Below are 22,630 nucleotides of genomic sequence, written 5' to 3'. Positions count from 1 at the left end.
TAACAAGCCTGCGCTGAAGAACACGCTTTACTTGGGCCAGCCACAGGCCCTCCCTCTGTTCTTATGACTGGAATTGATCAATGTTCAAGAAAGCTGGCAAGACCTTGCTGGGTCTGGCTGTCGCTGCAAGCTGCATGCAAGCGCACGCCGCAGAAACCAAGAAAGTCGACGTACTGCTGGTCGGCGGCGGCATCATGAGCTCCACCCTGGCCGTGTGGCTGCACGAGCTGGAGCCAAGCTGGTCGATGGAAATGGTCGAGCGCCTGGACGGCGTGGCCGAAGAAAGCTCCAACGGCTGGAACAACGCCGGTACCGGCCACTCGGCGCTGGCCGAGCTGAACTACACCCCGGAAGACAAAGACGGCAACATCAATATCTCCAAGGCCATCGAAATCAACGAGGCCTTCCAGATTTCCCGTCAGTTCTGGTCGTGGCAGGTCCGCCAGGGCGTGCTGAAGAACCCGCATTCGTTCATCAACACCACCCCGCACATGAGCTTCGTCTGGGGCGATGACAACATCAAGTTCCTGAAGAAGCGTTACGACGCGCTGCAGGCCAGCCCGCTGTTCCGCCCGATGCAGTACTCCGAGGACCACGCGCAGATCGCCAAGTGGGTCCCGCTGATGATGGAAGGCCGCGACCCGAACCAGAAGCTGGCCGTGACCTGGACGCCAATCGGCACCGACGTGAACTTCGGCGAGATCACCCGCCAGTTCGTTGGCCACCTGCAAACCCAGAAAGGCTTCGACCTGAAGCTGTCCAGCGAAGTGCAGGACATCACCCGCAACAAGGACGGCTCCTGGCACGTCGAGTACAAGAACCTGAAGGACGGTACCGAGTCGGCCACCGACGCCAAGTTCCTGTTCATCGGTGCCGGCGGTGGTGCCCTGAAGCTGCTGCAGAAGTCGGGCATTCCAGAAGCCAAGGAATACGCAGGTTTCCCGGTGGGTGGCTCGTTCCTGGTCACCGAGAACCCGACCGTGGCCATGCAGCACATGGCCAAGGCCTACGGTATTGCTTCGACCGGCGCGCCACCCATGTCGGTACCGCACCTGGACACCCGTGTGCTGGACGGCAAGCGCGTGGTCCTGTTTGGCCCGTTCGCCACCTTCTCCACCAAGTTCCTGAAGAACGGTTCTTACCTGGACCTGCTGAGCACCACCACCCCCCACAACGTGTGGCCGATGACCAAGGTCGGTATCGAGCAGTACCCGCTGGTGGAGTACCTCGCTGGCCAGCTGATGCTGTCTGACGACGACCGCTTCGAAGCCCTGCGCACCTACTTCCCGAACGCCAAGAAGGAAGACTGGAAACTGTGGCAGGCCGGCCAGCGCGTGCAGATCATCAAGCGTGATGCCGAGAAGGGCGGTGTGCTGAAGCTGGGTACCGAAGTGGTGGCCTCCGAAGACCGCACCATCGCAGGCCTGCTGGGCGCCTCGCCAGGTGCTTCGACCGCTGCGCCGATCATGCTCAACGTGCTGGAAACCGTGTTCAAGGAGAAGGTCGCTACCCCAGAGTGGCAGGCCAAGATCAAGCAGATCGTTCCGAGCTACGGTACCAAGCTCAATGATTCGGCAGCGGCCACCCAGAAAGAGTGGAACTACACCGCTGAAGTACTGCAACTGGAGAAGCCACCGGTGATCGACGCCAGCGTCGGTACCACCGTTGCGCCAAGCCAACCGGTTGAAAGCAAGCCAGAGAACGACATGGCGCTGTAATTGGCCGCCAGGTTGTGATCGAAAGCCACGGGGGTGACCTCGTGGCTTTTTTGTTGCCTGTTCGGGGCTGTTTGCGGCGCAGGGCAGGTATTACTGCTGGCGCAGAATGCACGCCAGCAACCCCGGGAAGCGGGCCTCCAGCATTTCGCTGCGCAGCGAATTCATATGGGTTGTGCCCACATTGCGGGTATGCACCAACCCCGCATCACGCAAGACGCGAAAGTGGTGGGACATGCTCGACTTGGGCCGGCCGCCGTCCAGTTCGCCGCACGTGGCTTCGGCCACACCGGCCAGCTGGCGCACGATGCCCATGCGCACGGGGTCGCTCAGGGCGTACAGCAGGCGCTCCAGCACCAGGTCTTCAGGGTTGGGATGTTTATAGGCTCGCATGCTGCACATGATACCGGGGGTTTCCATTATTGCCATAGTTCGATTATGATCGAACAATCGTATCCACATAGCCCGGGAGTTTCCCATGTCCGCGTTGTTCCAACCTTACACCCTCAAGGACGTCACCCTGCGCAACCGCATCGCCATTCCGCCGATGTGCCAGTACATGGCCGAGGACGGCATGATCAACGACTGGCACCATGTGCACCTGGCCGGCATGGCCCGTGGCGGTGCCGGCTTGCTGGTGGTCGAAGCCACGGCGGTGGCACCGGAGGGGCGCATTACCCCCGGCTGCGCCGGCATCTGGAGCGACGCCCATGCCCAGGCGTTCGTACCGGTGGTACAGGCGATCAAGGCAGCAGGTTCGGTACCGGGCATCCAGATCGCCCACGCCGGGCGCAAGGCCAGCGCCAACCGGCCCTGGGAAGGTGACGACCATATTGCCGCCGACGATGCCCGCGGCTGGGAAACCATTGCCCCGTCGGCCATTGCCTTTGGTGCACACCTGCCAAAAGTGCCGCGTGCCATGACCCTGGAGGACATCGCCCGGGTCAAGCAGGACTTCGTCGATGCCGCCCGCCGTGCACGCGATGCCGGCTTCGAGTGGATCGAGCTGCACTTTGCCCACGGCTACCTGGGGCAGAGCTTCTTCTCCGAGCACTCCAACAAGCGTACCGATGCCTACGGTGGCAGTTTCGACAACCGCAGCCGCTTCCTGCTGGAAACCCTGGCGGCAGTACGTGAAGTGTGGCCAGAAAACCTACCGCTGACGGCGCGTTTTGGCGTGCTGGAATACGACGGCCGTGATGAGCAGACCCTGGAAGAGTCGATCGAGTTGGCGCGGCGGTTCAAGGCTGGCGGCCTGGACCTGCTGAGCGTGAGTGTCGGCTTTACCATCCCTGATACCAACATCCCATGGGGCCCGGCGTTCATGGGACCGATTGCCGAGCGTGTGCGCCGTGAAGCCAAGCTGCCGGTGACGTCGGCGTGGGGTTTCGGTACCCCGCAGCTGGCCGAAGCGGCATTGCAGGCCAACCAGCTGGACCTGGTGTCGGTAGGCCGCGCGCACCTGGCCGACCCGCACTGGGCCTACTTTGCGGCCAAGGAGCTGGGGGTGGAAAAAGCCTCCTGGACCTTGCCGGCGCCTTATGCGCACTGGCTTGAGCGTTACCGCTGATATCGAGCGCCGCCCGCGCGGCGCATCGCGAGCTGGCGCTCTCTCCTGCGTTTGTTTCGGGCCAGTCCATCCTGTGTCAGGCGCACGCGACCGCCTTTTCGTACGACGCGATATCGCGCCATACACCAAGGCGTTCGCGCGCAACACCCACAGGCATAATTGGCCAGAAACAAACGTAGGAGCGAGCGCCAGCTCGCGATGCGCCGCGCGGGCGGCGCTCGATCTCCCAAACCCTGAAGATGCCGCGCCGAGTGATGCCATCGGCAAGCCCCTAGAATCTCCCAAAACGGCCCAGCCGGTAAGCCGCCAGCTCGGCCCCGCCAGCCCGCTCGGCCAAACGCCCCACCCATTGCGCCGTGACCGCGGCCTGGGTCAACCCCAGGTGTTGGTGCCCGAATGCCAACAGCACCCGCCCGTCACACACACGGTCGATCACCGGCAGTGAATCGGGCAGCGAAGGCCGAAAGCCCATCCACGGCGTGGCGCCTTCAACACTCAGCTCTTGCTGAAACAAGCCTTTGCTCAAGCGGTGCAACTGCCACGCCCGCTGCATGCTCGGCGGCGCCTCCAGCCCGGCGAACTCCACCGTGCCCGCCAGGCGCAGGCCTTCGGCCATGGGGGTCATGATGAACTTGCGCTCCAGCGAAGTGACCGCAAAGGGCAGGCGCTGGTGTTCGCCAGGCAGCATCAGGTGGTAGCCACGCTCGGTGTCCAGCGGCACCCGTTTGCCGGTCAGGGCCGCGGTGAGCCGTGCCGAATGCGCACCGCAACTGAGCAGCACCTGGCGGGCGTTGAACGTGCCCTGGGCGCTGGCCAGGCTGACCCCGCCGCTGTGCAGGTGGCCACCCTCCACCTGCGCTTGTACAAAGCGCACGCCGCTGGCCTTGGCCGCCTCGAACAACGCGCAGACCACCCGGTAGGGGTCGATGAAATGCCCGGTCCTGGGGAAAAACAACCCGCCAAGCAACGACTCGCTCAGCTGGGGCGCGGCTGCGCGTACGGCGTGTGCCGACCAGTAATCCACGGGCACGGCCTGCTGTTGCAGGCGCGCCTGCAACGCCGCCAGCGCCTGCCGTGATTCGGGGCGCTCGAACACCAGCAGCGAGCCCGCTGCGTGAAACAGCTCGCTGCGCCCGATCGAGCCCAGCAGCTGTTGCCAGGCCTCCAGGCTGGCTTCGTTCAACCGGCGAATGCCAGCCACGCTGCGCTGGAACGGCGCCGGGCGCAGGTTCAGCAGCAGCCGGGTGAACCACGGCATGGCCTTGGGCAGGTACTTCCAGTCCAGCCGCAGCGGGCCCATGGGGTCGAGCAGCATGCGTGGCAGGCGCTTGAGGATCGACAGGTCGGCAATCGGGAACACTTGCTCGGTCGCCAGGTGCCCGGCATTGCCGAACGAGGCGCCATGGCCGGGCGCCTGGCGGTCGAGTAGGGTGACCCGGCGGCCCTGACGGGCCAGTTGCAGGGCGCAGGCGACGCCGACGATGCCGGCGCCCACCACGGCGATATCGGTTTCAGCGGTTTCGTGCATGCTCAGCCTTCCCGTTTACCGTCCAGTAGGCGCCGCAGTTGCAGCGGGTTGGCCTGTTGCAGGGCCTGTGGCAGCAGCGCATCGGGGAAGTCCTGGTAGCACACCGGGCGTAGGAAACGCAGGATCGCCGCTGTACCCACCGAAGTGGTGCGCGCATCGGTGGTGGCCGGGAACGGGCCGCCATGCACCATGGCATCACACACCTCGACCCCGGTCGGCCAGCCGTTGACCAACAGCCGCCCGGCCTTGCGTTCCAGGGTGGGCAGCAGGGCGCGGGCGCTGTCGATGTCGGCTTCGTCCAGGTGCAGGGTGGCGGTCAATTGGCCCTCCAGGTGCTCGGCAACCTGGCGCATTTGCTCATCGCTGCTGCAGGCGACCAGCAACGAGGCCGCGCCGAATACCTCGCCCTGCAACGCCGGGTCGGCAAGGAAGGCCTCGGCCTGGGTGACGAACAGTTGCGCCTGGCACTGGTTAGGGCCGGTGCCGCCCTGGCCGCTGGCCACGGGCTGGGCATTGGCGTTTTCCGCCAGGGCCGCGACGCCGGCCTGGTACGCACTGAAAATGCCCGGGGTGAGCATGGTTTGCGCGGCCGCCTGTTGCAGGTGGTGGCTGGCCTCACTGATGAAACGCTGCAAGGCCGGGCCTTGGCGGGCGATCACCAGGCCCGGGTTGGTGCAGAACTGGCCGGCGCCCTGGGTCAGCGACGCGACAAAGCCTTGCGCCAGTGCTTCGCCGCGGGCTTGCAGGGCCGCGTTGCACAGGAACACCGGGTTGATCGAACTCATTTCGGCATACACCGGGATCGGCTGCGGGCGTGCCTGGGCAGCCTGGCGCAGCGCCATGCCACCGCTGCGCGAGCCGGTGAAGCCAACCGCCTGGATGCGCGGGTCGCTGACCAGCGCGATGCCGACTTCATGGCCGGCGCCGTACAGCAGCGAGAACACGCCTTCTGGCAAGCCGCACTGTTGCGCCGCCTGCGCCAGGGCCTGGCCGACCAGTTCGCTGGTGCCGGGGTGCGCGCTGTGGGCCTTGACCACGACCGGGCAGCCTGCAGCCAATGCCGAGGCGGTGTCACCGCCGGCCACCGAGAAGGCCAAGGGGAAGTTGCTGGCGCCGAACACGGCCACCGGCCCCAAGGCCACCTGGCGCTGGCGCAGGTCGCTGCGCGGCAGCGGCTGGCGTTCGGGCAGGGCTTGGTCGATGCGCACATCCAGCCATTCACCGGCGCGCACCACACGGGCGAAGGTGCGCAGCTGGGTGCAGGTACGGCCGCGTTCGCCCTGGATGCGCGCCTTGGGCAGGCCGGTTTCGGCCACGGCCCGGTCGATCAGGGCATCACCCAGCGCTTCGATCTGCGCGGCGATGGTTTCGAGAAAGTGGGCCCGTTGTTCGAGCGAGGTTTCGCGGTAGGCATCGAACGCCGCCCAGGCCAGGGCGCACGCTTGGGCCACCTGTTCGCCGCTACCGCCGAAGTAGGGTGGTTCCAGCGCCAGGCCGGTTGCCGGGTTGACGGCGTGGATCGCCGCGCGGCTGCCGGTTACCGGGGTGTGGCCGATCAGCAGGTTGCCTGTAAGGGTCATGGAGCCTCCTTGGGGAATCAGGTGCATGTAGCAAGGCAAAACGTGCCCCTGTAGGAGCGGCCTTGTGTCGCGATTGGGCTGCGCAGCAGCCCCAAGGGTTGCGCGCAGACGCATGAATTGCCGGGGCTGCTGTGCAGCCCGATCGCGACACAAGGCCGCTCCTACAAGAGACCGCGCAGGCCATACGTCAGGCCAGGTTCTGCTCGGCCGACCAGCTGGCGTACCAGGTGCGGAACAGGGCGTACTGCTGCTCGGCATAGTTGCGCTGGGCGTCGGTCAGCGCGTCGGTCTCGTTGAAATGCAGGCTGTACTCGCGATCGCCGTTGAGCACCATCAAATGCTTGTAGTACAGCACCAGGTCGCAGCCCTCATCGAACGACGACAGCACCGCCAACGCCGCTTCCAGCTCACGCGCCAGGCGGCGGGCTCGGGCGTCGCCCTTGGCCGCCTGCTTGCTCAGGCTTACCAGTTGCAGCACTTCACGCGGCAGGGCGTTGCCGATGCCTGTGATGGCACCGGTGGCGTTGCAGTTGACGAAGCCATGCACCACCTGGGTATCGACGCCGACCATCAGGGTCACGTCATCGTCCTTGGAGGTGATGTGTTCGGCGGCGTAGCGCAGGTCGGCGCCACCGCCGAACTCCTTGAAACCGATCAGGTTGGGGTATGCGCTGCGCAGTTCGAAGAACAGGTCGGCGCGGGTGGCAAAGCCGTAGTAGGGGCTGTTGTAGATCACGGCCGGCAGCTTCGGTGCCGCGGCGAGAATGGCCGAGAAGTGGTGTTTTTGCGCGATCAGCGAGGCGCCGCGGCTAAGCACGCGGGGGATGACCATCAGCCCGGCGGCGCCAACCTTGGCCGCGTGGGCGGCATGCGCCACCGCCTCGTGGGTGTTCACCGCGCCAGTGCCGACGATGGTCGGGATGCCGGCGCCCACCAGGCGTGCCACGCCTTCCTGGCGCTGGGCCTCGGTCAGCAGCGGCCAGTCGCCCATCGAGCCGCAGTACACCACGGCGCTCATGCCGGCATCGATCAGTTCACGGCCTTTGCGCACCAGCGCGTCGAAGTCCGGCTTGCGCTCGGCGGTGCACGGGGTCATCAGGGCGGGCATGGTGCCGGTGAAGATGTTGTTGTTCATGCAAGTTACTCCTGGCGAAATTCGGGTGGGTCAAAAGGCGGGGTTCAGATGCCCCAGGCGAATGGGTCCTGTTCGTCGATCAGCAGGGTGCTGTCGGCGGTCATGTAGGCGCGGCCGGTGATGAACGGGCGAATCCGCTCGCCGTCGCGCTGGTAGTGGCCCTGGAACTGGCTGCCGGTGATGCTGGCCTGCACCCAGGTCTGGCCCTCGGCCAGCTTGCCGTCGGCCGCCAGGCAGGCCAGCTTGGCGCTGGTGCCGGTGCCGCAGGGCGAGCGGTCGTAGGCCTTGCCGGGGCACATCACGAAGTTGCGGCTGTCGGCGTTGGCGTCGTCGGCAAACAGCTCGACGTGGTCGATGGGCGCGCCATGCTCGCCGGTAATGCCTTGCGCTTGCAGGGCGTTGAGCATGGCCCAGGTGTACGCGGTCAGGGCCTCGCGGTTATCCAGTTCAATGCGCTGGCCGTGTTCGGCAACCAGGAAGAACCAGTTGCCACCCCAGGCGATGTCGCCATGCACCACGCCATGCCCGGGTACGTCCACCGCCACGTGGTGGCGGTAGCGGTAGGCGGGCACGTTGGCGACAGTGACGGCGCCGTCTTCATGCAAGGTGGCGCTGACCTGGCCGACCGGGGTGTCGATCTTGTGCACGCCGGGTGCGATCAGGCCCAAGTGCTGCAGCGAAGCGACCAGGCCGATGGTGCCGTGGCCGCACATGTTCAGGTAACCGGCGTTGTTGAAGAAGATCACCCCGCAGGTGGCGTCGGCAGACACTGGCGGGCAGTACAGCGCGCCCACCAGCACATCGTTGCCGCGTGGCTCCAGCAGGCAGGCGCGGCGCCACGGGTCGTGCAGCTCGCGCAGTTCGTCGCGCTGCTCGGCCATGCTGCGGCCATGCAGTTGCGGGAAGCCCTGCATCACCAGGCGGGTAGGTTCGCCGCCAGTGTGGGAGTCGATGACGTGTATCTGTTTCATGGGCCTGTCCCTGTTTGATCTGTATGGTCATGTGCTGCTGGTGCGGGCCTCATCGCTGGCAAGCCAGCTCTCGCAGGTAAAGCCCTTCACCGAGCCAGCGCGGCCGGGCGTTGGCCTGCCAGCGGCTCTTGGATGGCTTCGCTTTCGTCCTCGCCTTCAAGGCGTACCAGGTGGGCAGGCACGCCGGTAGCGGCACCCCAGTAGTAGATGCCCAGCGCACTTACAGCCACCGCCACCGTGTCGAATGGGTGGCCAAGCACGCCCAGGCCGCCGAAGCTGCCCAGCCAGGACAACAGGATGGTCACCGCGTAGAAGCCGATCAGCCACGCCGAGCTGCGCACTTGCTGGGCCAGGGGCAGGTGCTGGGTCGGTACGAAGCGTTTGCACACCAGGTACAGCACGAACATCACGATTTGCAGGGCCAGCAGCCAGGAGACGGTGTTCCAGCCCGACCAGTACACGATCAGTGCGGCGATGATGAACGACAGGGGGCCCAGCACCGCCATGCCCTTGACCCGGAACGGGCGCGGCATCTCGGGGGCGTTGCGGCGCAGCGCGGCGACACTGACCGGGGCCACGGCATAGCTCAGCACCAGGGCTGCGGACACCACGTTGATCAGCGCCTCCCACGACGGGAAGGGCAGGGTCCAGAACACCGACAGCGCGAAGGTCAGCCACAGCGCCGGGCGCGGGATGCCGGACTCGGCGTCGATACGGGTGAAGTAGCGGAAGAAGGTGCCGGTTTGCGCCCAGCCATAGATCACCCGTGGGGTGGCGTTCATGTAGATGTTGCCGCAGCCACTGGGCGAGATCACGGCGTCGGCCACCACCAGGTAGGCCAGCCAGCCCACCCCCAGTGCCAGGGCGATATCACGGTAGGGCAGGGCCAGTTCCTTGGTTACGCTGGCCCAGCCGTTGGCCAGCATTTCGGTGGGTACGCTGCCGAGGAAGGCCAGTTGCAGCAGGGCGTAGATGGCGGTGGACAGCAGCACCGACAGGATCAGTGCGATCGGGATGGTGCGCTGTGGGTTCTTCACTTCGCTGGCCACCGAAATGATCGGTGTCAGGCCCAGGTAGGCGAAGATGATGCCACCGGCCGATACGGCCATCTCCACGCCAGACAAACCGAAGGGGGCAAAGCCTTGCACGGTGAAGTTCTGCGGCTTGAAGAAGGTGAACAGCACGCCGATCACCAGCAGCGGCACGATGAACTTGAACACGCTGATCAGGTTGTTGGCCTTGGCAAAGGTTTTCACGCTGCGGTAGTTGAGGAAGAAGAACAGCCCCAGCAAGGCGAACTGCACCAGCCAGCCAAGCACGGTGGGGTCACTGGAGCCGGCCTTGGTCAGTTCGGGAAACCAGGCGGCAGCATATTGGCGCGAGGCGACCACCTCGATGGCGATCAGGCTGGAGAAGGCGATCAGGGTGATGAAGCCCATCAGGTAGCCCAGCAGCGGGCCGTGCGAGTACACCGGGTAGCGCACCACGCCACCGGCGCGGGGCAGGGCGGCGCCCAGTTCGCAGTACACGATGCCCAGCAGCAGCACGGCGAAGCCGCCGAGGAACCAGGAGAGAATGCCGGCCGGGCCGGCGATGGCCGCAACGTGGCTGGCGGCGAACAGCCAACCGGAGCCGAAAATGGCGCCGAGGCCGATGAAGGTGAGGTCCAGCAGCGATAACTGTTTCTTGAATTTGCCTGACATGGGTTCGCCTTTTTGTTGGTTATTGGATAGGCAGGTCTGATGTCACCAGGTGCGGCTCTCGGGCCGCGTTGTTGTAGGGCTTGGGCGGCTTGCGTGGGGCATAGAATGGGCCGATCAGGGCGAGGGTTCTTGATGGTTTTCTGCAAGGGGCATGACGAAATCGGCACAGTTGGGAAAAAGCAGTGGCCAGCCACAAGGGTGGGGAATAGGCTGTAGGCCATACCGTATAAGGGCTGTAGGTATGTGTGAGTAGTGCCGGCCTCTTCGCGGGCTCGCCCGCTCCCACAGGTACAGCACAGGATTCGGGATTTGTGAGGTACCTGTGGCAGCGGGCATGCCCGCGAAAGGGCCGACAAAGCCAACAGAGATTGAGCAGATGACCGACACCCCCCTGGCAGCCCTCTACCACTCCCTGGACCAGCACCGTCCCGCCTCCCTCGAGGCCCTGCTGGCCGGTGTCTCGCTGCTGCTGCCGATCCTCGACGCCATCCCCAACGCTGCGATTTTCATCAAGGACCCGGCCGCCCGCTACGTGCTGGCCAACAACACCTTGGTCCAGCGCTGTGGCCTGAAGCGCCTGCAACCGTTGCTGGGCAAGACCAGCGCCGAAGTGTTTCCGGCGCAGCTCGGCCCCGGCTACACCGAACAGGACCGCCGCGTGCTCAAGGAGGGCCTGGTGCTGGAAGACCAGCTGGAGCTGCACCTGTACGGCAGCCGCGAGCCAGGCTGGTGCCTGACCCACAAGCGCCCGTTGTACAGCCAGGCGGGCGAGATCATTGGCCTGGTCGGCATCTCGGTCGACCTGCAGTCAGCGGCCGACAGCCACCCTGCGTACCAGCGCCTGGCCGCGGTGGACGAACATATCCGCCAGCATTTTCACCAGCCCATAAGCATGCGCGAGCTGACCCGCATCGCGGGCATTTCGGTGGCCCAGCTGGAGCGCTATTGCAAGCGGGTGTTCCACCTCACGCCACGGCAGATGATCCACAAGGCGCGCCTGGAGCACGCCCATCGCTTGCTGCATTCAGAATTGCCGATCACCGAGGTGGCCATGTGCTGCGGCTACACCGACCACAGCGCCTTCAGCCGCCAGTTCAAGCAACTGACCGGCTTCACGCCGCGCCAATACCGCCAGGCGACCAGCGATCAGCCCGCCTGAAACAGTGCCTGCGCCTCGGCAAAGCACTGCTCGGCAATGGCCGAACGTGGCTCGCTGCGGCGCAGCAGCAGGCCGACCGGGCTATGGATGGCGGCGTCGGCCACCGGCAGGATGCGCAAGTGCTCGCTGAGGTCTTCCAGGCCGCAGTCCAGTGGCATGATCGCGCAGCACATGCCGGTGTTGATGGCCTGAATCAGTTGGAAGCTCGAATCGCTTTCCAGCACCGCATTGGGCTCCAGGCCACGGCTGCGAAAGCTCAGGTCCAGTGACTGGCGGTAGTGCATGCCTTTGCTCAGCAGGCCCAGCGGAATGTCGCCGAGTTCGTCCCAGCGCAAGCTGTCGCTGGCAAACCGGAAGTGCCGGGTGTCATGCAGCAGGCCCATGGTGGTGATGCCGAGCTCGATCACTTCGAAGAAGCTGGTGTTGACCTGGTCCAGGTAGCAGATGCCCAGATCGAGCTGGTTGCGGCTAAGGCCGTCGATGACCTGTTCCGAGCTCAGCGAACTGAGCTGGAAGTGCAGCTCCGGGTATTTTTCCCGCAGCGGCAGCAGCAGGTGCATGGGGTTGAAACTGGCCAGCGGCACCGTGCCCAGGCGCAGGCTGCCGACCACCTGGCCACGGCAGCTGGCGGCTTCGGCCTGCAGGCCGTCGTGGGCGGCGAGCAGGGTGCGGGCCCAGGCCAGAATGCGCTCGCCGGCTTCGGTGAAGCCCTCGAAGCGCTGGCCACGTTTGACCAGCACCAGGTCCAGTTCGTCCTCCAGGTTGCGCAGGCGCATGGACAGCGTCGGCTGGGTGATATGGCAGAGCGCCGCCGCCTGGCCGAAGTGGCGGGTCTGGTCGAGGGCGATGAGGAACTTGAGCTGCTTGATGTCCATGGAAGTGCCTGGGATGCGGGGTGTGTTGACCTTAACCAACTCTGCGGTGGCTGGCCATTGTTAGATGTTGCCTGGGCGGGCCCTGTCGCTGGCAAGCCAGCTTCCGCTGGGATCGCGTCAGGGCTGACAGGTGTTTGTCAAAAGAAATGCAGGGCCTGTGAGATCGAGCGCCGCCCGCGCGGCGCATCGCGAGCTGCGCTCGCTCCTACGTTTGTTTCGGGCCAGTAACCCCTGTGCCAGGTGCGCGCGACCGCCTGGTTCATACGGCGCGACATTGAGGCATGCGCCAAAGGGTTCGCGCGCAAATCCCACAGGCATAATTGGCCCGAAACAAACGTAGGAGCGAGCGCAGCTCGCGATGCGCCGCGCGGGCGGCGCTCGGTCTCACAGGCGCTGAAGATGCTGAGGCTACCTCCAGGCAGCGATAGAGCCTGTCGATGGAACAGTTCGCCATATCGATTGGACGCCCTCGGAGCATCCCCTTAGCGTGGCGACAAGGCCATTCAAGGAGTTCCTGTTGTGCGCGTCCAACCCGATGCAGTCTTCGTCCCGCTGAACATCGCCGTACTGACCGTCAGCGACACCCGTTCCTATGACAACGACACCTCTGGGCAGCTGCTGGCCAGCCGTTCGGTAGAGGTCGGCCACCGCCTGGTGGCACGGGCGCTGCTCAAGGACGACCTGTACAAGATCCGCGCCCAGGTGGCCACCTGGATTGCCGATGACCAGGTGCAGGTGGTGCTGATCACCGGCGGTACCGGTTTTACCGGCCGCGACAGCACGCCAGAGGCGGTCGGGTGCCTGCTGGACAAACATGTCGATGGCTTTGGCGAGCTGTTCCGCGCGTTGTCGATTCTGGATATCGGCAGCTCGACCGTGCAGAGCCGGGCGCTGGCCGGGCTGGCCAACCGCACGCTGGTGTGCTGCCTGCCGGGGTCTACCGGGGCTTGCCGTACTGCGTGGGAGGGGATCCTGGCCGAGCAGCTGGATGCCCGGCACCGGCCGTGCAACTTCGTCAAGCACCTGCTGCCCATCGAGGCCTGTGCAAGCCGGGGCTGATCGTTCGCCTGTACCGGCCCTATCGCCGGCAAGCCGGCTCCCACAGGTATTGCACAGGTTCTGAAATCTGTGTGGTCCCTGTGGGAGATTCTATGGTTCCTGGCAAGGGTAGCCGGAGCATCTTCAGCGCCTGTGAGATCGAGCGCCGCCCGCGCGGCGCAATCGCGAGCTGCGCTCGCTCCTACGTTTGTTTCGGGCCAGTAACGCCTGTGACAGGCGCGCGCGGCCGCCTTGTTTGTACGGCGCGATATTGAGGCATGCACCAAGGCGTTCGCGCGCGAATCCCACAGGAATAATTGGCCCGAAACAAACGTAGGAGCGAGCGCAGCTCGCGATTGCGCCGCGCGGGCGGCGCTCGCTCTAACAGGCGCTGCCATACCTTGTGGCAAACACCTGTCAGCCCTAAGGCGATCCCTGTGGGCTGGCTTGCCGGCGATAGGGCCCTTAGCTCAACACATGCCCCACCGGCAACAACGCCGGCGGCAACTGCTGGTCCCCCAACCCTGCCAGTACATCCCGCTCCACCGTCCGCACCATGGCATCGGTAGGCAGGTCATTCTCATCCCGCCCGAACGGGTCTTCCAGTTCGTTGCCAATCGCATCCAGCCCGAAGAACGTGTACCCCACGATGGTGGTGAACAGCGGCGCCAGCCAGCCCAGCGGCTCGGCCAGGGCAAACGGCAACAACAGGCAGAAGATGTAGATGGTGCGGTGCAACAACAGCGTGTAGGGAAACGGCAGTGGCGTGCCCTTGATCCGCTCGCAGGTGGCCTGCACCTCGGTCAGCCCCACCAGCCGCTGCTCCAGCAGGCTGTAACGCCAGTCACTGATCTGTTGTCGCTCGGCCAGCCGCGAGCATTGGCTGCCCACCTCACGCAGGATGCTGTCGCACACGTTGTGCGGGTTGAGCGACTCGGGCCGGGGCAACCATGGGCGGGCGGCAGCCAGGTCGTCTTCGTTGCGCAACCGCGCATTCAGCGCATGGGCAAACCCGCACAGGCTGCGCAGCAGCTCACGGCGTAGTGCTTCATCGCCGATCACCACGCTCTCACGCACGAACGAGCGGGTCTCGATGATCAGCTTGCCCCAGGCCTTGCGCCCCTCCCACCAACGGTCATAGCAGGCGTTGTTGCGAAAGCTCATGAAGATCGACAGCGACAGGCCCAGCAAGGTGAATGGGGTGGCGCTGACCGGGTAGAAAAACGCCGGGTAATGGCGCTCGACCAGCACAATCAGTGCCGCCAGCAGGGTGACCATCAGGCAGCGCAGGGCAATGCGCTTGATGATCGAACCCTTGAGGGTGAACAACACGCGCAACACATCGGGTGCGGGGTGGACGATCATGGCAATCCAGAGGCAGCTGCTCAGCCGCCGGTCATGTTCATGAAGCGCAGGATCTGCACGTCGCCACCGACTTCGAAGTGATGGCGGTAGGGCTTCAGGTGCAGCGAATCGCGGATGGCCTTTTCCAGGCGGTCGGGGTCGCCCGGGTGGGCCCGCAGCACGTGCTTGAGGTCTACCGAATGCTCGTTGCCCAGGCACAGCAGCAAGCGGCCCTCGACGGTCAGGCGCACGCGGTTGCAGGTGGCGCAGAAGTTGTGGCTGTGCGGCGAAATGAAGCCGACCCGGGTGTTGGCCGCCTCGGCCAGGCGCCAGTAACGGGCCGGCCCCTGCGACGTTTCGGTGGACTCCACCAGGGTGAACTGTTCAGCCAGCAGCGCCCGTACTTCATCGCTGGAGCAGAACGACTCGCCACGTTCATGCTCGCTGATCACCCCCAGGGGCATTTCTTCGATGAAGGTGATGTCCAGCTCGCGGTCGATGGCAAAGCGCACCAGGTCGACCAGCTCATGGTCGTTGCGGCCCTTGAGCACCACGCAGTTGAGCTTGGTGCGCTTGAAACCGGCCTGCCGGGCTGCGTCGATGCCGGCAATCACCTGGTGCAGGTCGCCGGTACGGGTCAGTTGCTTGAAGCGGTCGGCGTCCAGGCTGTCGAGGCTGATGTTCAGGCGTGTAACGCCCGCGTCGAACAGCGGCTGGGCCAAGCGGCCAAGCTGCGAGCCGTTGCTGGTCAGGCACAGTTCGCGCAGACCGGGCAGGGCGGCGATGCGCCCGCACAAGTCGACGATGCCCTGGCGCACCAGGGGTTCGCCGCCGGTCAGGCGGATTTTGCGGGTGCCGAGGGCGACGAAGCGCTCGGCCACCTGGAACAGTTCCTCCAGGCTGAGAATCTGTTGGCGCGGCAGGAACTGCATGTCTTCGGCCATGCAGTACACGCAACGGAAGTCGCAGCGGTCGGTGACCGACATCCGCAGGTAGTCGATTTTCCGGTTGAAGCCGTCGATCAGGGCCCGGCTGTTCTGTTCCACGTTCGCGCTCGCGTCTGGGAAGGGGGGCATTTCTGTCCAAGCTATAACCTGGGCGCAGGGCCGTCAAATTGCTTTGTCCGACTGCATGATCGACGGTCTCTATCATGCGGCCTGGCAGCTCCTCGCCTGGCTGCCGTGATCGAAAGCGCTTATCACGCCGTAAGATCTTTCGATTGGACGCCCCGCCCCACGCTCCATAGGCTGAAACAAAGCACCGAAGCGTGAGGATTCACCGCATGAGCCAGGACGAACACATCAGGGACTACAAAGGCGCCGCCGCCGGCTGGGGGGCGCTGAAAAGCGTGACCAAGAGCTGGCTGGGCAGTGACAACGCCTTCAAGAACCTGCGTGCCATGCTCAAGACCAACCAGAACGGCGGCTTCGACTGCCCTGGCTGTGCCTGGGGCGAGTCGCCGGAAAGCGACATGGTCAAGTTCTGCGAAAACGGCGCCAAGGCGGTCAACTGGGAAGCCACCGGCCGCTCGGTGGACCCGGCCTTCTTTGCCAAGTACAGCGTCAGCGCGTTGAAGCAGCAGACCGACTACTGGCTTGAGTACCAAGGCCGCCTGACGCACCCGATGCGCTATGACGCAGCCACCGACCATTACGTGGAAACCACCTGGGCAGAAGCGTTCGAGCTGGTTGCCCGGCACCTGCGCGCACTGCAATCGCCGGACGAAGCCGAGTTCTACACCTCGGGCCGGGCCAGCAATGAAGCGGCGTTTCTCTACCAGCTGTTCGTGCGTGCCTATGGCACCAACAATTTCCCGGACTGCTCCAACATGTGCCACGAAGCCAGCGGCTCGGGCATGTCGGAAACCCTGGGGGTGGGCAAAGGCACCGTGGTGTTTCACGACCTGGAACTGGCCGATGCCATTTTCGTGATTGGCCAGAACCCTGGCACCAACCACCCGCGCATGCTCGAACCGCTGCGTGAAGCGGTCAAGCGCGGTGCCCAGGTGGTGTGCTTCAACCCGCTCAAAGAGCGTGGCCTGGAGCGTTTCCAGCACCCGCAGCACCCGTTCGAAATGCTCAGCAATGGCTCCGAGCCGACTTCCAGCGCGTACTTCCGCCCAGCCTTGGGGGGCGACATGGCGGCCATGCGCGGTATTGCCAAGTTCCTGTTGCAGTGGGAACGCGAGGCCCAGGCCAAGGGCGAACCGCCGGTGTTCGACCACGCCTTCATCGCCGAGCACACCAGCGGTATCGATGGCTACCTGGCGGCGGTCGACGCCACGGCTTGGGAACACATCGTTGAGCAGTCTGGCCTGACCTTGGCCGAGATCGAACTGGCCGCGCGTATGTACCGCAAGGCCGAGCGGGTCATCATGTGCTGGGCCATGGGCGTGACGCAGCACCGCCATTCGGTGGCCACCGTGCAGGAAATCGTCAACCTGCAGCTTCTGCGCGGCAACGTCGGCAAGCCCGGCGCTGGCCTGTCGCCGGTGCGCGGCCACAGCAACGTGCAGGGCGACCGCACCATGGGCATCGACGAGAAGCCCCGGGCAGCACTGCTCGACGCCCTGGAAAAACGCTTCCGCTTCCGTGTGCCGCGTGCCCACGGGCACAATGCGGTGCTGGCGATCAAGGCCATGGAGGAGGGGCGGGCCAAGGTGTTTGTCGCCCTGGGCGGCAACTTTGCCCAAGCCACCCCGGATACACCGCGTACCCATGCCGCGCTGCAGAAGTGTGCGCTGACCGTGCAGATTTCCACCAAGCTCAACCGCTCGCACCTGGTCACCGGCCGCGACGCGCTGATCCTGCCATGCCTGGGCCGTACCGAAATCGACCTGCAGGCCGCAGGGCCCCAGGGCGTGACCGTGGAAGACACCTTCAGCATGGTGCACCTCTCCCATGGCCAGTTGCGCCCGCGCTCGCCGCACATGCGTTCGGAGCCATGGATCATCGCCGGCATGGCCAAGGCCACGCTGGGCAACCAGCCGATCGACTGGGCCTATGCGGTGGCCGACTACAACCGCATCCGCGACATGATTGCCGACGTCATCCCCGGCTTCGCGCGTTTCAATGAGCGCTTGAACAGCCCTGGCGGGTTCCACCTGGGTAACCACGCTGCCGAGCGCAACTTCCGCACGGCCACCGGCAAGGCGCGCTTCATGCCCCACACGCTGCCCGAGGCATTGGTCAACGCCAAGGTGCTGGCCCGCGGGGACAAGCCCGACCTGATCTTGCAGACCCTGCGTTCGCACGACCAGTACAACACCACCCTGTATGGCCTGGACGACCGCTACCGTGGGGTGTTCGGCCTGCGCGAAGTGGTGTTCGTCAACGAGTCCGACATCCGCCGCCTGGGCTTCGAGCCGGGTGAGCACGTGGACCTGGTGTCGCTGTGGGAGGATGGTGTGGAGCGGCGGGTGTCGGGGTTCCGCCTGGTGGCGTATGACGTGCCGCAAGGGCAGGCGGCGGCTTACTACCCCGAGACCAACCCGCTGGTGCCGCTGGAGAGTTATGGCGAGGGGACGTACACCCCGACCTCGAAGTTTGTGGCGATCAAGCTGGAGAAGGCCAAGGCCGGGAACCGGATTGCGGCGGTGCTGGCTTCGGATTGACGGGCGCCTGCAAGGGCCCTGTCGCGGGCGGGGGTAGGCGCAGGATCTTCAGCGCCTGTGAGATCGAGCGCCGCCCGCGCGGCGCATCGCGAGCTTTGCTCGCTCCGTTTGTTTCGGGCCAGTAACCCATGTGCCAGGTGCGCGCGACCGCCTTGTTTGTCCGGCCCAATATTGAGGCATGCGCCAAAGCGTTCGCGCGCCAATCCCCCAGGCATAATTGGCCCGAAACAAACGTAGGAGCGAGCAAAGCTCGCGATGCGCCGCGCGGGCGGCGCTCGATCTCCCAGGCGCTGCATATCGCCTGGCAACCACCTGTCAGCCCTGATGCAATCCCTGTGCGCCTTGCCGGCAATATGCCCCGCAGCCATCAGCCACGGTTCACCGGGAAAGCCGTGGTGTACTTCATCTGCTCCATGGCAAAACTGGAGGTAATGTTCGACAACCCCTCGGTGCTGGTAATCAGCTTTTTGTAAAACCGGTCATACGCCGCAATATCTCCCACCACCACCCGCAACATGTAGTCCCAGTCGCCAGACATGCGGTAGCACTCCATCACCTCCTCGAACCCGGTAACGGTCGCGGCAAACTGCGCCAGCCAGGCGCTGTCGTGGCGCTGGGTCTTGAGCTGGACGAACACCGTCAGCCCCAGCCCTAGCCGTTCGGGGGCCAGCAGGGCGACACGGCCGAGTATGTAGCCTTCTTCTTCCAGGCGCTTGACTCGCTTCCAGCACGGGGTGGTGGACAGGTTGACGGCTTCGGCCAGGTCCTTGAGCGACATCGAGGCGTCGCGCTGAAGCAGGGTAAGAATGTGCTGGTCGAAGCTGTCCATATCGCGCGCTGGCCGTGCCGGAAAATATTTCACAGGTTACCCCAAGGCCAGGCGATTTGGCTTGTGCCATAGTGGCAGCTTTCATTCTGCCAATGGGCCTGACCATGTCCGACAAGCCGCGCAATTTCGCCACCCGTGCCATTCACGCTGGCGAGCAGTTCAGTGTTGCCGACAATGCCATTTTCCCGGCCATCGTCACCGCCAGCTCGTTCACCAAACGCAGCCTCGACGACAAGCCGGAGTACTCCTACAGCCGCGTGGGCAACCCCACCCGGCATGCCTACGAAACCTGCGTAGCCGCGCTGGAAGAGGGCGTGGGTGCCGTGGCCTGCGCCTCGGGGGTGAATGCCACCGCCACGGTCCTGGAGCTGCTGCCCAAGGATGCCCACGTGGTCGTGATGAACGGCGTGTACGGGGGCACCTTCCGTATCCTCGAAGACTACCGCAGCCGTACTTCAGGCCTGACCACCACCTATGTCGACCTCAACGACCTGGGCGCGGTGGCCGCGGCGATCAAGCCCGAAACCCAATTGATCTGGATCGAGTCGCCGACCAACCCGTTGTTGCACCTGGTCGACATCAAGGCGGTGTGCGACCTGGCGCGGGCCAAGGGCATCCTCACCTGCATCGACAACACCTTCTGCTCGCCGTGGAACCAGCGCCCGATCAACCTGGGGGTGGACCTGGTGATGCACTCGGCCAGTAAATACATTGGTGGCCACTCCGACCTGACTGGCGGGGTGGTGGTCGCGGCCAATGACGCGCTGCTGGCGCGCCTGCGCCGCATCAGCATGGCCATCGGCGCGGTGCAGGGGCCGTTCGACTGCTACCTGGCCCTGCGTGGCCTGAAGACCCTGGATGTGCGCATGGAGCGCCAGTGCGCCAATGCCTTGCAGGTGGCGCGCTTTCTGGAAAACCACGCGCAGGTGGAGCAGGTGTATTACCCCGGGCTGGAAAGCCACCCGCAGCATGAACTGTGCAAGCGCCAGATGCGCAGTGGCGGGGCGGTGGTGGCGATGAAGGTCAAGGGCGACCGCGCCGCGCTCAACCGCCTGGTCGAGGCGCTGCAGATCTTTGTATTGGCCGACTCGCTGGGCGGGGTGGAGAGCATGATCAACCACTCGTGGAGCATGTCCCACTGCTCGCTGAGCCCGGAGCAGAAGGGCGTGATGGGCATCAGCGAGAACCTGCTGCGGCTGTCGGTGGGGATCGAGGATTACCGCGACCTGATCGAGGACCTGGATGGGGCGTTGAAAGCGCTGGTTGCTGTGTGAGGGCTTGCGGCCCTATCGCCGGCAAGCCGGCTCCCACAGGTGCATCACAAGTTCGCAGTACTGTGGGACCCCTGTGGGAGCCGGCTTGCCGGCGATAGGGCCGGTGAATTCAAAGAAAATGCTCGGTCAGGATTTGGGCGAATGAATGATCCGTTCGATCTTGTCCTTGATCAGCAACCGCTCCTTGCGCAGGCGGTTGACGGCGTCGTCGTTGGTGCCGTTGCCTTCGGCGGCCACCACCTCCTTGTCCTTGGCGTTGTATTCCTTGTGCAGTGCATGCAGCGCCTGGTCGTTGTCCATCAGTGCCTGGAACTTCTCAGCGGTAATGTGCAGGTCAGCGAGCAGATCATGCGGAACTGGCATTTCTTCACCTCTGTCAGGTTTGTCGATTGGGTCCTGACCACTGAGGATAGCCGTCTTTGCGCAAGCCGTTCACGGGCTGCAGGCTGAACGGCAGCTGAAGAAAACCGCATTAACGGGCAAAAGCCTCGCCATCACTAAATTGTTACCGACTTTTTCACAAAAAATTGATGGTGCGCTTTCTAGAGTTCGCCCAACTTTCCCACAGTGCCGTCGGGCCGTGGGGTTGATAACCACTCTTGATTGCGAACACTGATGCTCAATTTCAAATCCCTGCGGACTGAATGGGTCACGCTGCTGGCCAGCCTGTACCTGCTGATCGGCTTCAACATGTTCCTTTGGGAGCATCTGCAAGCGGTCGTGCCCCCCGGCCTGTCGGGGTTGTGGCTGATTCTGGCGTTCGCCGTGCTGATGCTGTTCGCGTTCAACCTGGTACTCACTTTATTTGCCTTCCGTTATGTGTTGAAGCCGTTACTTGTGGTCTTGTTCATCAGTGGCGCCGGCGTGGCTTACTTCATGAACCAGTACGGCGTACTTATTGATGCGGGCATGTTCCGCAACATGGCCGAAACCAATGTGGCGGAAGTGCGCGACCTGATGTCGTTCAAGTTTGCCGCTTACATCCTGCTGCTGGGGGTGTTGCCTTCGGTGCTGGTGTGCAAGGCGCAGATCGCCTACCGCCGCTGGCAGCGCGAACTGCTTGGCAAGCTGCTGGTGAGTGGTGCCTGCGTGGTGGCGCTGGGTTCGGTGGCGCTGGTTAACTACCAAGGGCTGTCGTCGCTGTTTCGCAACCACCACGAACTGCGCCTGATGCTGACCCCAAGCAATATCGTGGGCGCCTCCATTGGTTATGTCGGCGAACGGGTTGGTACCGCAGCGCGGCCGTTCCAGCCTTACGGCGAAGATGCCAAGCGTGATGTGGCCTGGCAGAAACATGAGCGCAAATCGCTGACCGTGCTGGTGGTCGGGGAAAGTGCCCGGGCAGACCACTTCGGTGTCTTGGGCTATGGCCGCGATACCACGCCGAACCTGGCCAAGGAGCAGGGCCTGCTGGCGTTCTCCGACGTGCATTCGTGCGGCACGGAAACGGCGGTTTCGGTACCGTGCATGTTCTCTGGCATGCAGCGCAAGGACTACGACGCCAGTGTCGCCAAGAACCGCGAAGGGCTGCTGGACATCCTCCAGCGTGCCGGCCTTGCCGTGCAGTGGCGGGACAACCAGTCGGGTTGCAAGGGCACTTGCGATCGCGTGCAGTTCATCGATGTCAGCAACCTCAAGGACCCGCAACTGTGCGCCGGCGGTGAATGCCATGACCAGATCCTGCTGCAAGGCCTGGATGCGCTGATCGACAACCTCGACAAGGACACCGTGCTGGTGCTGCACCAGATGGGCAGCCATGGCCCCGAGTACTTCAAGCGCTACCCCGAAGGCGGCGAGCGTTTCAGCCCGGTGTGCCAGAGCAACGCCCTGAACCAGTGCAGCGAACAGCAAATCATCAACGGCTACGACAACACCCTGGCCTACACCGACAAGGTCCTGGCCTCGTTGATCGACACCCTGCGCAGCAAGCAGGACAAGGTGGACACGGCGATGATCTACCTGTCCGACCATGGCGAGTCGCTGGGTGAGTACAACCTGTTCCTGCACGGCACACCGTACGCCATCGCCCCCGAGCAGCAGAAGCACGTTCCGCTGCTGACCTGGTTCTCCGACAGCTACAAAGAGGACTTCGGCCTCGATACCGACTGCTTGGCCAAGCTCAGCGACGCCCCGCTGTCGCAAGACAACCTGTTCCACTCGATGCTTGGCCTGCTGCAGGTACACACCGAGGTCTACCAACGGTCGCTGGACATGTTCGCCAGTTGCCGCCCGTGGCTGACGGCCAAGCGCTGACGCCTACACCCTGTGTGCAAACGCACCATTGATCGATATCAAG

The 22,630-nt window shown here is 64.4% G+C and carries 18 protein-coding genes; 7 read left to right on the top strand and 11 right to left on the bottom strand.

The annotated features are described in order from the left end of the window. Positions 1-80: 80 nt before the first annotated feature. Positions 81-1,718, top strand: coding sequence for a malate dehydrogenase (quinone) (mqo, locus tag L1P09_RS18315; RefSeq protein WP_009681756.1), 1,638 nt, complete (start codon positions 81-83; stop codon positions 1,716-1,718). 90 nt (positions 1,719-1,808) lie between these two features. On the opposite strand, the gene L1P09_RS18310 is transcribed toward mqo, so the two are convergent. Continuing rightward, a complete protein-coding gene (locus L1P09_RS18310) occupies positions 1,809-2,144 on the bottom strand; it encodes an ArsR/SmtB family transcription factor (RefSeq protein WP_029886571.1) in 336 nt (111 codons plus the stop codon). Between the two features lie 49 nt (positions 2,145-2,193). Here L1P09_RS18310 and xenA point away from each other — a divergent pair, with 49 nt between their 5' ends. Continuing rightward, complete coding sequence (gene xenA, locus L1P09_RS18305) at positions 2,194-3,285, top strand: xenobiotic reductase XenA (protein WP_009681758.1); 1,092 nt, start codon at positions 2,194-2,196, stop codon at positions 3,283-3,285. Positions 3,286-3,556: 271 nt separating this feature from the next. Here xenA and L1P09_RS18300 read toward each other — a convergent pair whose 3' ends face one another. The 5 genes from L1P09_RS18300 to L1P09_RS18280 form a co-directional block, all read right to left on the bottom strand. Continuing rightward, a complete protein-coding gene (locus tag L1P09_RS18300) occupies positions 3,557-4,813 on the bottom strand; it encodes an NAD(P)/FAD-dependent oxidoreductase (protein WP_235767968.1) in 1,257 nt (418 codons plus the stop codon). A 2-nt stretch (positions 4,814-4,815) separates the two neighbouring features. Further along, positions 4,816-6,393: an aldehyde dehydrogenase (NADP(+)) gene (locus L1P09_RS18295; protein WP_235767967.1), complete on the bottom strand. Its 1,578-nt coding sequence runs from the start codon at positions 6,391-6,393 to the stop codon at positions 4,816-4,818. A gap of 187 nt (positions 6,394-6,580) precedes the next feature. Continuing rightward, a complete protein-coding gene (locus tag L1P09_RS18290; RefSeq protein WP_235767966.1) occupies positions 6,581-7,528 on the bottom strand; it encodes a dihydrodipicolinate synthase family protein in 948 nt (315 codons plus the stop codon). Between the two features lie 44 nt (positions 7,529-7,572). Further along, entirely contained in the window at positions 7,573-8,499 is a 927-nt protein-coding gene (locus L1P09_RS18285; protein WP_235767965.1) for a 4-hydroxyproline epimerase, read from the bottom strand. A gap of 86 nt (positions 8,500-8,585) precedes the next feature. Further along, complete coding sequence (locus L1P09_RS18280; RefSeq protein WP_235767964.1) at positions 8,586-10,202, bottom strand: APC family permease; 1,617 nt, start codon at positions 10,200-10,202, stop codon at positions 8,586-8,588. Positions 10,203-10,578: 376 nt separating this feature from the next. Here L1P09_RS18280 and L1P09_RS18275 point away from each other — a divergent pair, with 376 nt between their 5' ends. Beyond that, complete coding sequence (locus L1P09_RS18275; RefSeq protein ID WP_047150279.1) at positions 10,579-11,361, top strand: AraC family transcriptional regulator; 783 nt, start codon at positions 10,579-10,581, stop codon at positions 11,359-11,361. On the opposite strand, the gene L1P09_RS18270 is transcribed toward L1P09_RS18275, so the two are convergent. Continuing rightward, the gene (locus L1P09_RS18270) at positions 11,349-12,236 is read right to left on the bottom strand and encodes a LysR family transcriptional regulator (RefSeq protein WP_047150280.1); all 888 of its coding nucleotides are present in this window, start codon (positions 12,234-12,236) and stop codon (positions 11,349-11,351) included. The genes L1P09_RS18275 and L1P09_RS18270 overlap by 13 nt on opposite strands. A gap of 519 nt (positions 12,237-12,755) precedes the next feature. On the opposite strand from L1P09_RS18270, the gene moaB reads away from it, so the two are divergent. After that, positions 12,756-13,295, top strand: a complete 540-nt coding sequence (gene moaB, locus L1P09_RS18265) for a molybdenum cofactor biosynthesis protein B (protein ID WP_009681692.1) — start codon at positions 12,756-12,758, stop codon at positions 13,293-13,295. A gap of 444 nt (positions 13,296-13,739) precedes the next feature. Here the strand turns inward: moaB and L1P09_RS18260 are convergent, their stop codons facing one another. Continuing rightward, complete coding sequence (locus L1P09_RS18260) at positions 13,740-14,639, bottom strand: bestrophin family protein (RefSeq protein ID WP_235767963.1); 900 nt, start codon at positions 14,637-14,639, stop codon at positions 13,740-13,742. A 20-nt stretch (positions 14,640-14,659) separates the two neighbouring features. Next, positions 14,660-15,664 carry a GTP 3',8-cyclase MoaA gene (gene moaA, locus L1P09_RS18255; RefSeq protein ID WP_009686815.1) on the bottom strand — a complete coding sequence of 335 codons (1,005 nt, stop codon included), beginning with the start codon at positions 15,662-15,664 and terminating at the stop codon, positions 14,660-14,662. A 236-nt stretch (positions 15,665-15,900) separates the two neighbouring features. Here moaA and L1P09_RS18250 point away from each other — a divergent pair, with 236 nt between their 5' ends. Beyond that, complete coding sequence (locus L1P09_RS18250; RefSeq protein WP_235767962.1) at positions 15,901-18,231, top strand: FdhF/YdeP family oxidoreductase; 2,331 nt, start codon at positions 15,901-15,903, stop codon at positions 18,229-18,231. A gap of 367 nt (positions 18,232-18,598) precedes the next feature. Here L1P09_RS18250 and L1P09_RS18245 read toward each other — a convergent pair whose 3' ends face one another. Then, positions 18,599-19,060: an Lrp/AsnC family transcriptional regulator gene (locus L1P09_RS18245; RefSeq protein WP_009686813.1), complete on the bottom strand. Its 462-nt coding sequence runs from the start codon at positions 19,058-19,060 to the stop codon at positions 18,599-18,601. A 92-nt stretch (positions 19,061-19,152) separates the two neighbouring features. Here L1P09_RS18245 and L1P09_RS18240 point away from each other — a divergent pair, with 92 nt between their 5' ends. Beyond that, on the top strand, positions 19,153-20,334 hold the full coding sequence (locus L1P09_RS18240) for a trans-sulfuration enzyme family protein (RefSeq protein WP_029886179.1): 1,182 nt from the start codon (positions 19,153-19,155) through the stop codon (positions 20,332-20,334). 126 nt (positions 20,335-20,460) lie between these two features. Here L1P09_RS18240 and L1P09_RS18235 read toward each other — a convergent pair whose 3' ends face one another. Continuing rightward, the gene (locus L1P09_RS18235) at positions 20,461-20,697 is read right to left on the bottom strand and encodes a YdcH family protein (RefSeq protein WP_054905130.1); all 237 of its coding nucleotides are present in this window, start codon (positions 20,695-20,697) and stop codon (positions 20,461-20,463) included. Positions 20,698-20,949: 252 nt separating this feature from the next. Here L1P09_RS18235 and L1P09_RS18230 point away from each other — a divergent pair, with 252 nt between their 5' ends. Further along, a complete protein-coding gene (locus L1P09_RS18230; protein WP_009686810.1) occupies positions 20,950-22,587 on the top strand; it encodes a phosphoethanolamine transferase in 1,638 nt (545 codons plus the stop codon). The last annotated feature ends 43 nt before the right edge of the window (positions 22,588-22,630 follow it).

The sequence above is a fragment of the Pseudomonas juntendi genome, assembly GCF_021560075.1.
GTDB lineage: Bacteria > Pseudomonadota > Gammaproteobacteria > Pseudomonadales > Pseudomonadaceae > Aquipseudomonas > Aquipseudomonas juntendi.
Note: the sequence above shows the minus strand (reverse complement) of the source record. Positions and strands in the feature narration are given on the sequence as shown.

What these genes read in the sequence shown, in the direction of transcription:
- L1P09_RS18295 (WP_235767967.1), bottom strand. Translation starts at nt 6,393, where the DNA reads ATGACCCTTACAGGCAACCTGCTGATCGGCCACACCCCGGTAACCGGC.
- L1P09_RS18285 (WP_235767965.1), bottom strand. Translation starts at nt 8,499, where the DNA reads ATGAAACAGATACACGTCATCGACTCCCACACTGGCGGCGAACCTACC.
- xenA (WP_009681758.1), top strand. Translation starts at nt 2,194, where the DNA reads ATGTCCGCGTTGTTCCAACCTTACACCCTCAAGGACGTCACCCTGCGC.
- L1P09_RS18240 (WP_029886179.1), top strand. Translation starts at nt 19,153, where the DNA reads ATGGGCCTGACCATGTCCGACAAGCCGCGCAATTTCGCCACCCGTGCC.
- L1P09_RS18235 (WP_054905130.1), bottom strand. Translation starts at nt 20,697, where the DNA reads ATGCCAGTTCCGCATGATCTGCTCGCTGACCTGCACATTACCGCTGAG.
- L1P09_RS18250 (WP_235767962.1), top strand. Translation starts at nt 15,901, where the DNA reads ATGAGCCAGGACGAACACATCAGGGACTACAAAGGCGCCGCCGCCGGC.
- L1P09_RS18245 (WP_009686813.1), bottom strand. Translation starts at nt 19,060, where the DNA reads ATGGACAGCTTCGACCAGCACATTCTTACCCTGCTTCAGCGCGACGCC.
- L1P09_RS18280 (WP_235767964.1), bottom strand. Translation starts at nt 10,202, where the DNA reads ATGTCAGGCAAATTCAAGAAACAGTTATCGCTGCTGGACCTCACCTTC.
- L1P09_RS18275 (WP_047150279.1), top strand. Translation starts at nt 10,579, where the DNA reads ATGACCGACACCCCCCTGGCAGCCCTCTACCACTCCCTGGACCAGCAC.
- mqo (WP_009681756.1), top strand. Translation starts at nt 81, where the DNA reads ATGTTCAAGAAAGCTGGCAAGACCTTGCTGGGTCTGGCTGTCGCTGCA.
- L1P09_RS18300 (WP_235767968.1), bottom strand. Translation starts at nt 4,813, where the DNA reads ATGCACGAAACCGCTGAAACCGATATCGCCGTGGTGGGCGCCGGCATC.
- L1P09_RS18270 (WP_047150280.1), bottom strand. Translation starts at nt 12,236, where the DNA reads ATGGACATCAAGCAGCTCAAGTTCCTCATCGCCCTCGACCAGACCCGC.
- L1P09_RS18260 (WP_235767963.1), bottom strand. Translation starts at nt 14,639, where the DNA reads ATGATCGTCCACCCCGCACCCGATGTGTTGCGCGTGTTGTTCACCCTC.
- L1P09_RS18230 (WP_009686810.1), top strand. Translation starts at nt 20,950, where the DNA reads ATGCTCAATTTCAAATCCCTGCGGACTGAATGGGTCACGCTGCTGGCC.
- L1P09_RS18290 (WP_235767966.1), bottom strand. Translation starts at nt 7,528, where the DNA reads ATGAACAACAACATCTTCACCGGCACCATGCCCGCCCTGATGACCCCG.
- L1P09_RS18310 (WP_029886571.1), bottom strand. Translation starts at nt 2,144, where the DNA reads ATGGCAATAATGGAAACCCCCGGTATCATGTGCAGCATGCGAGCCTAT.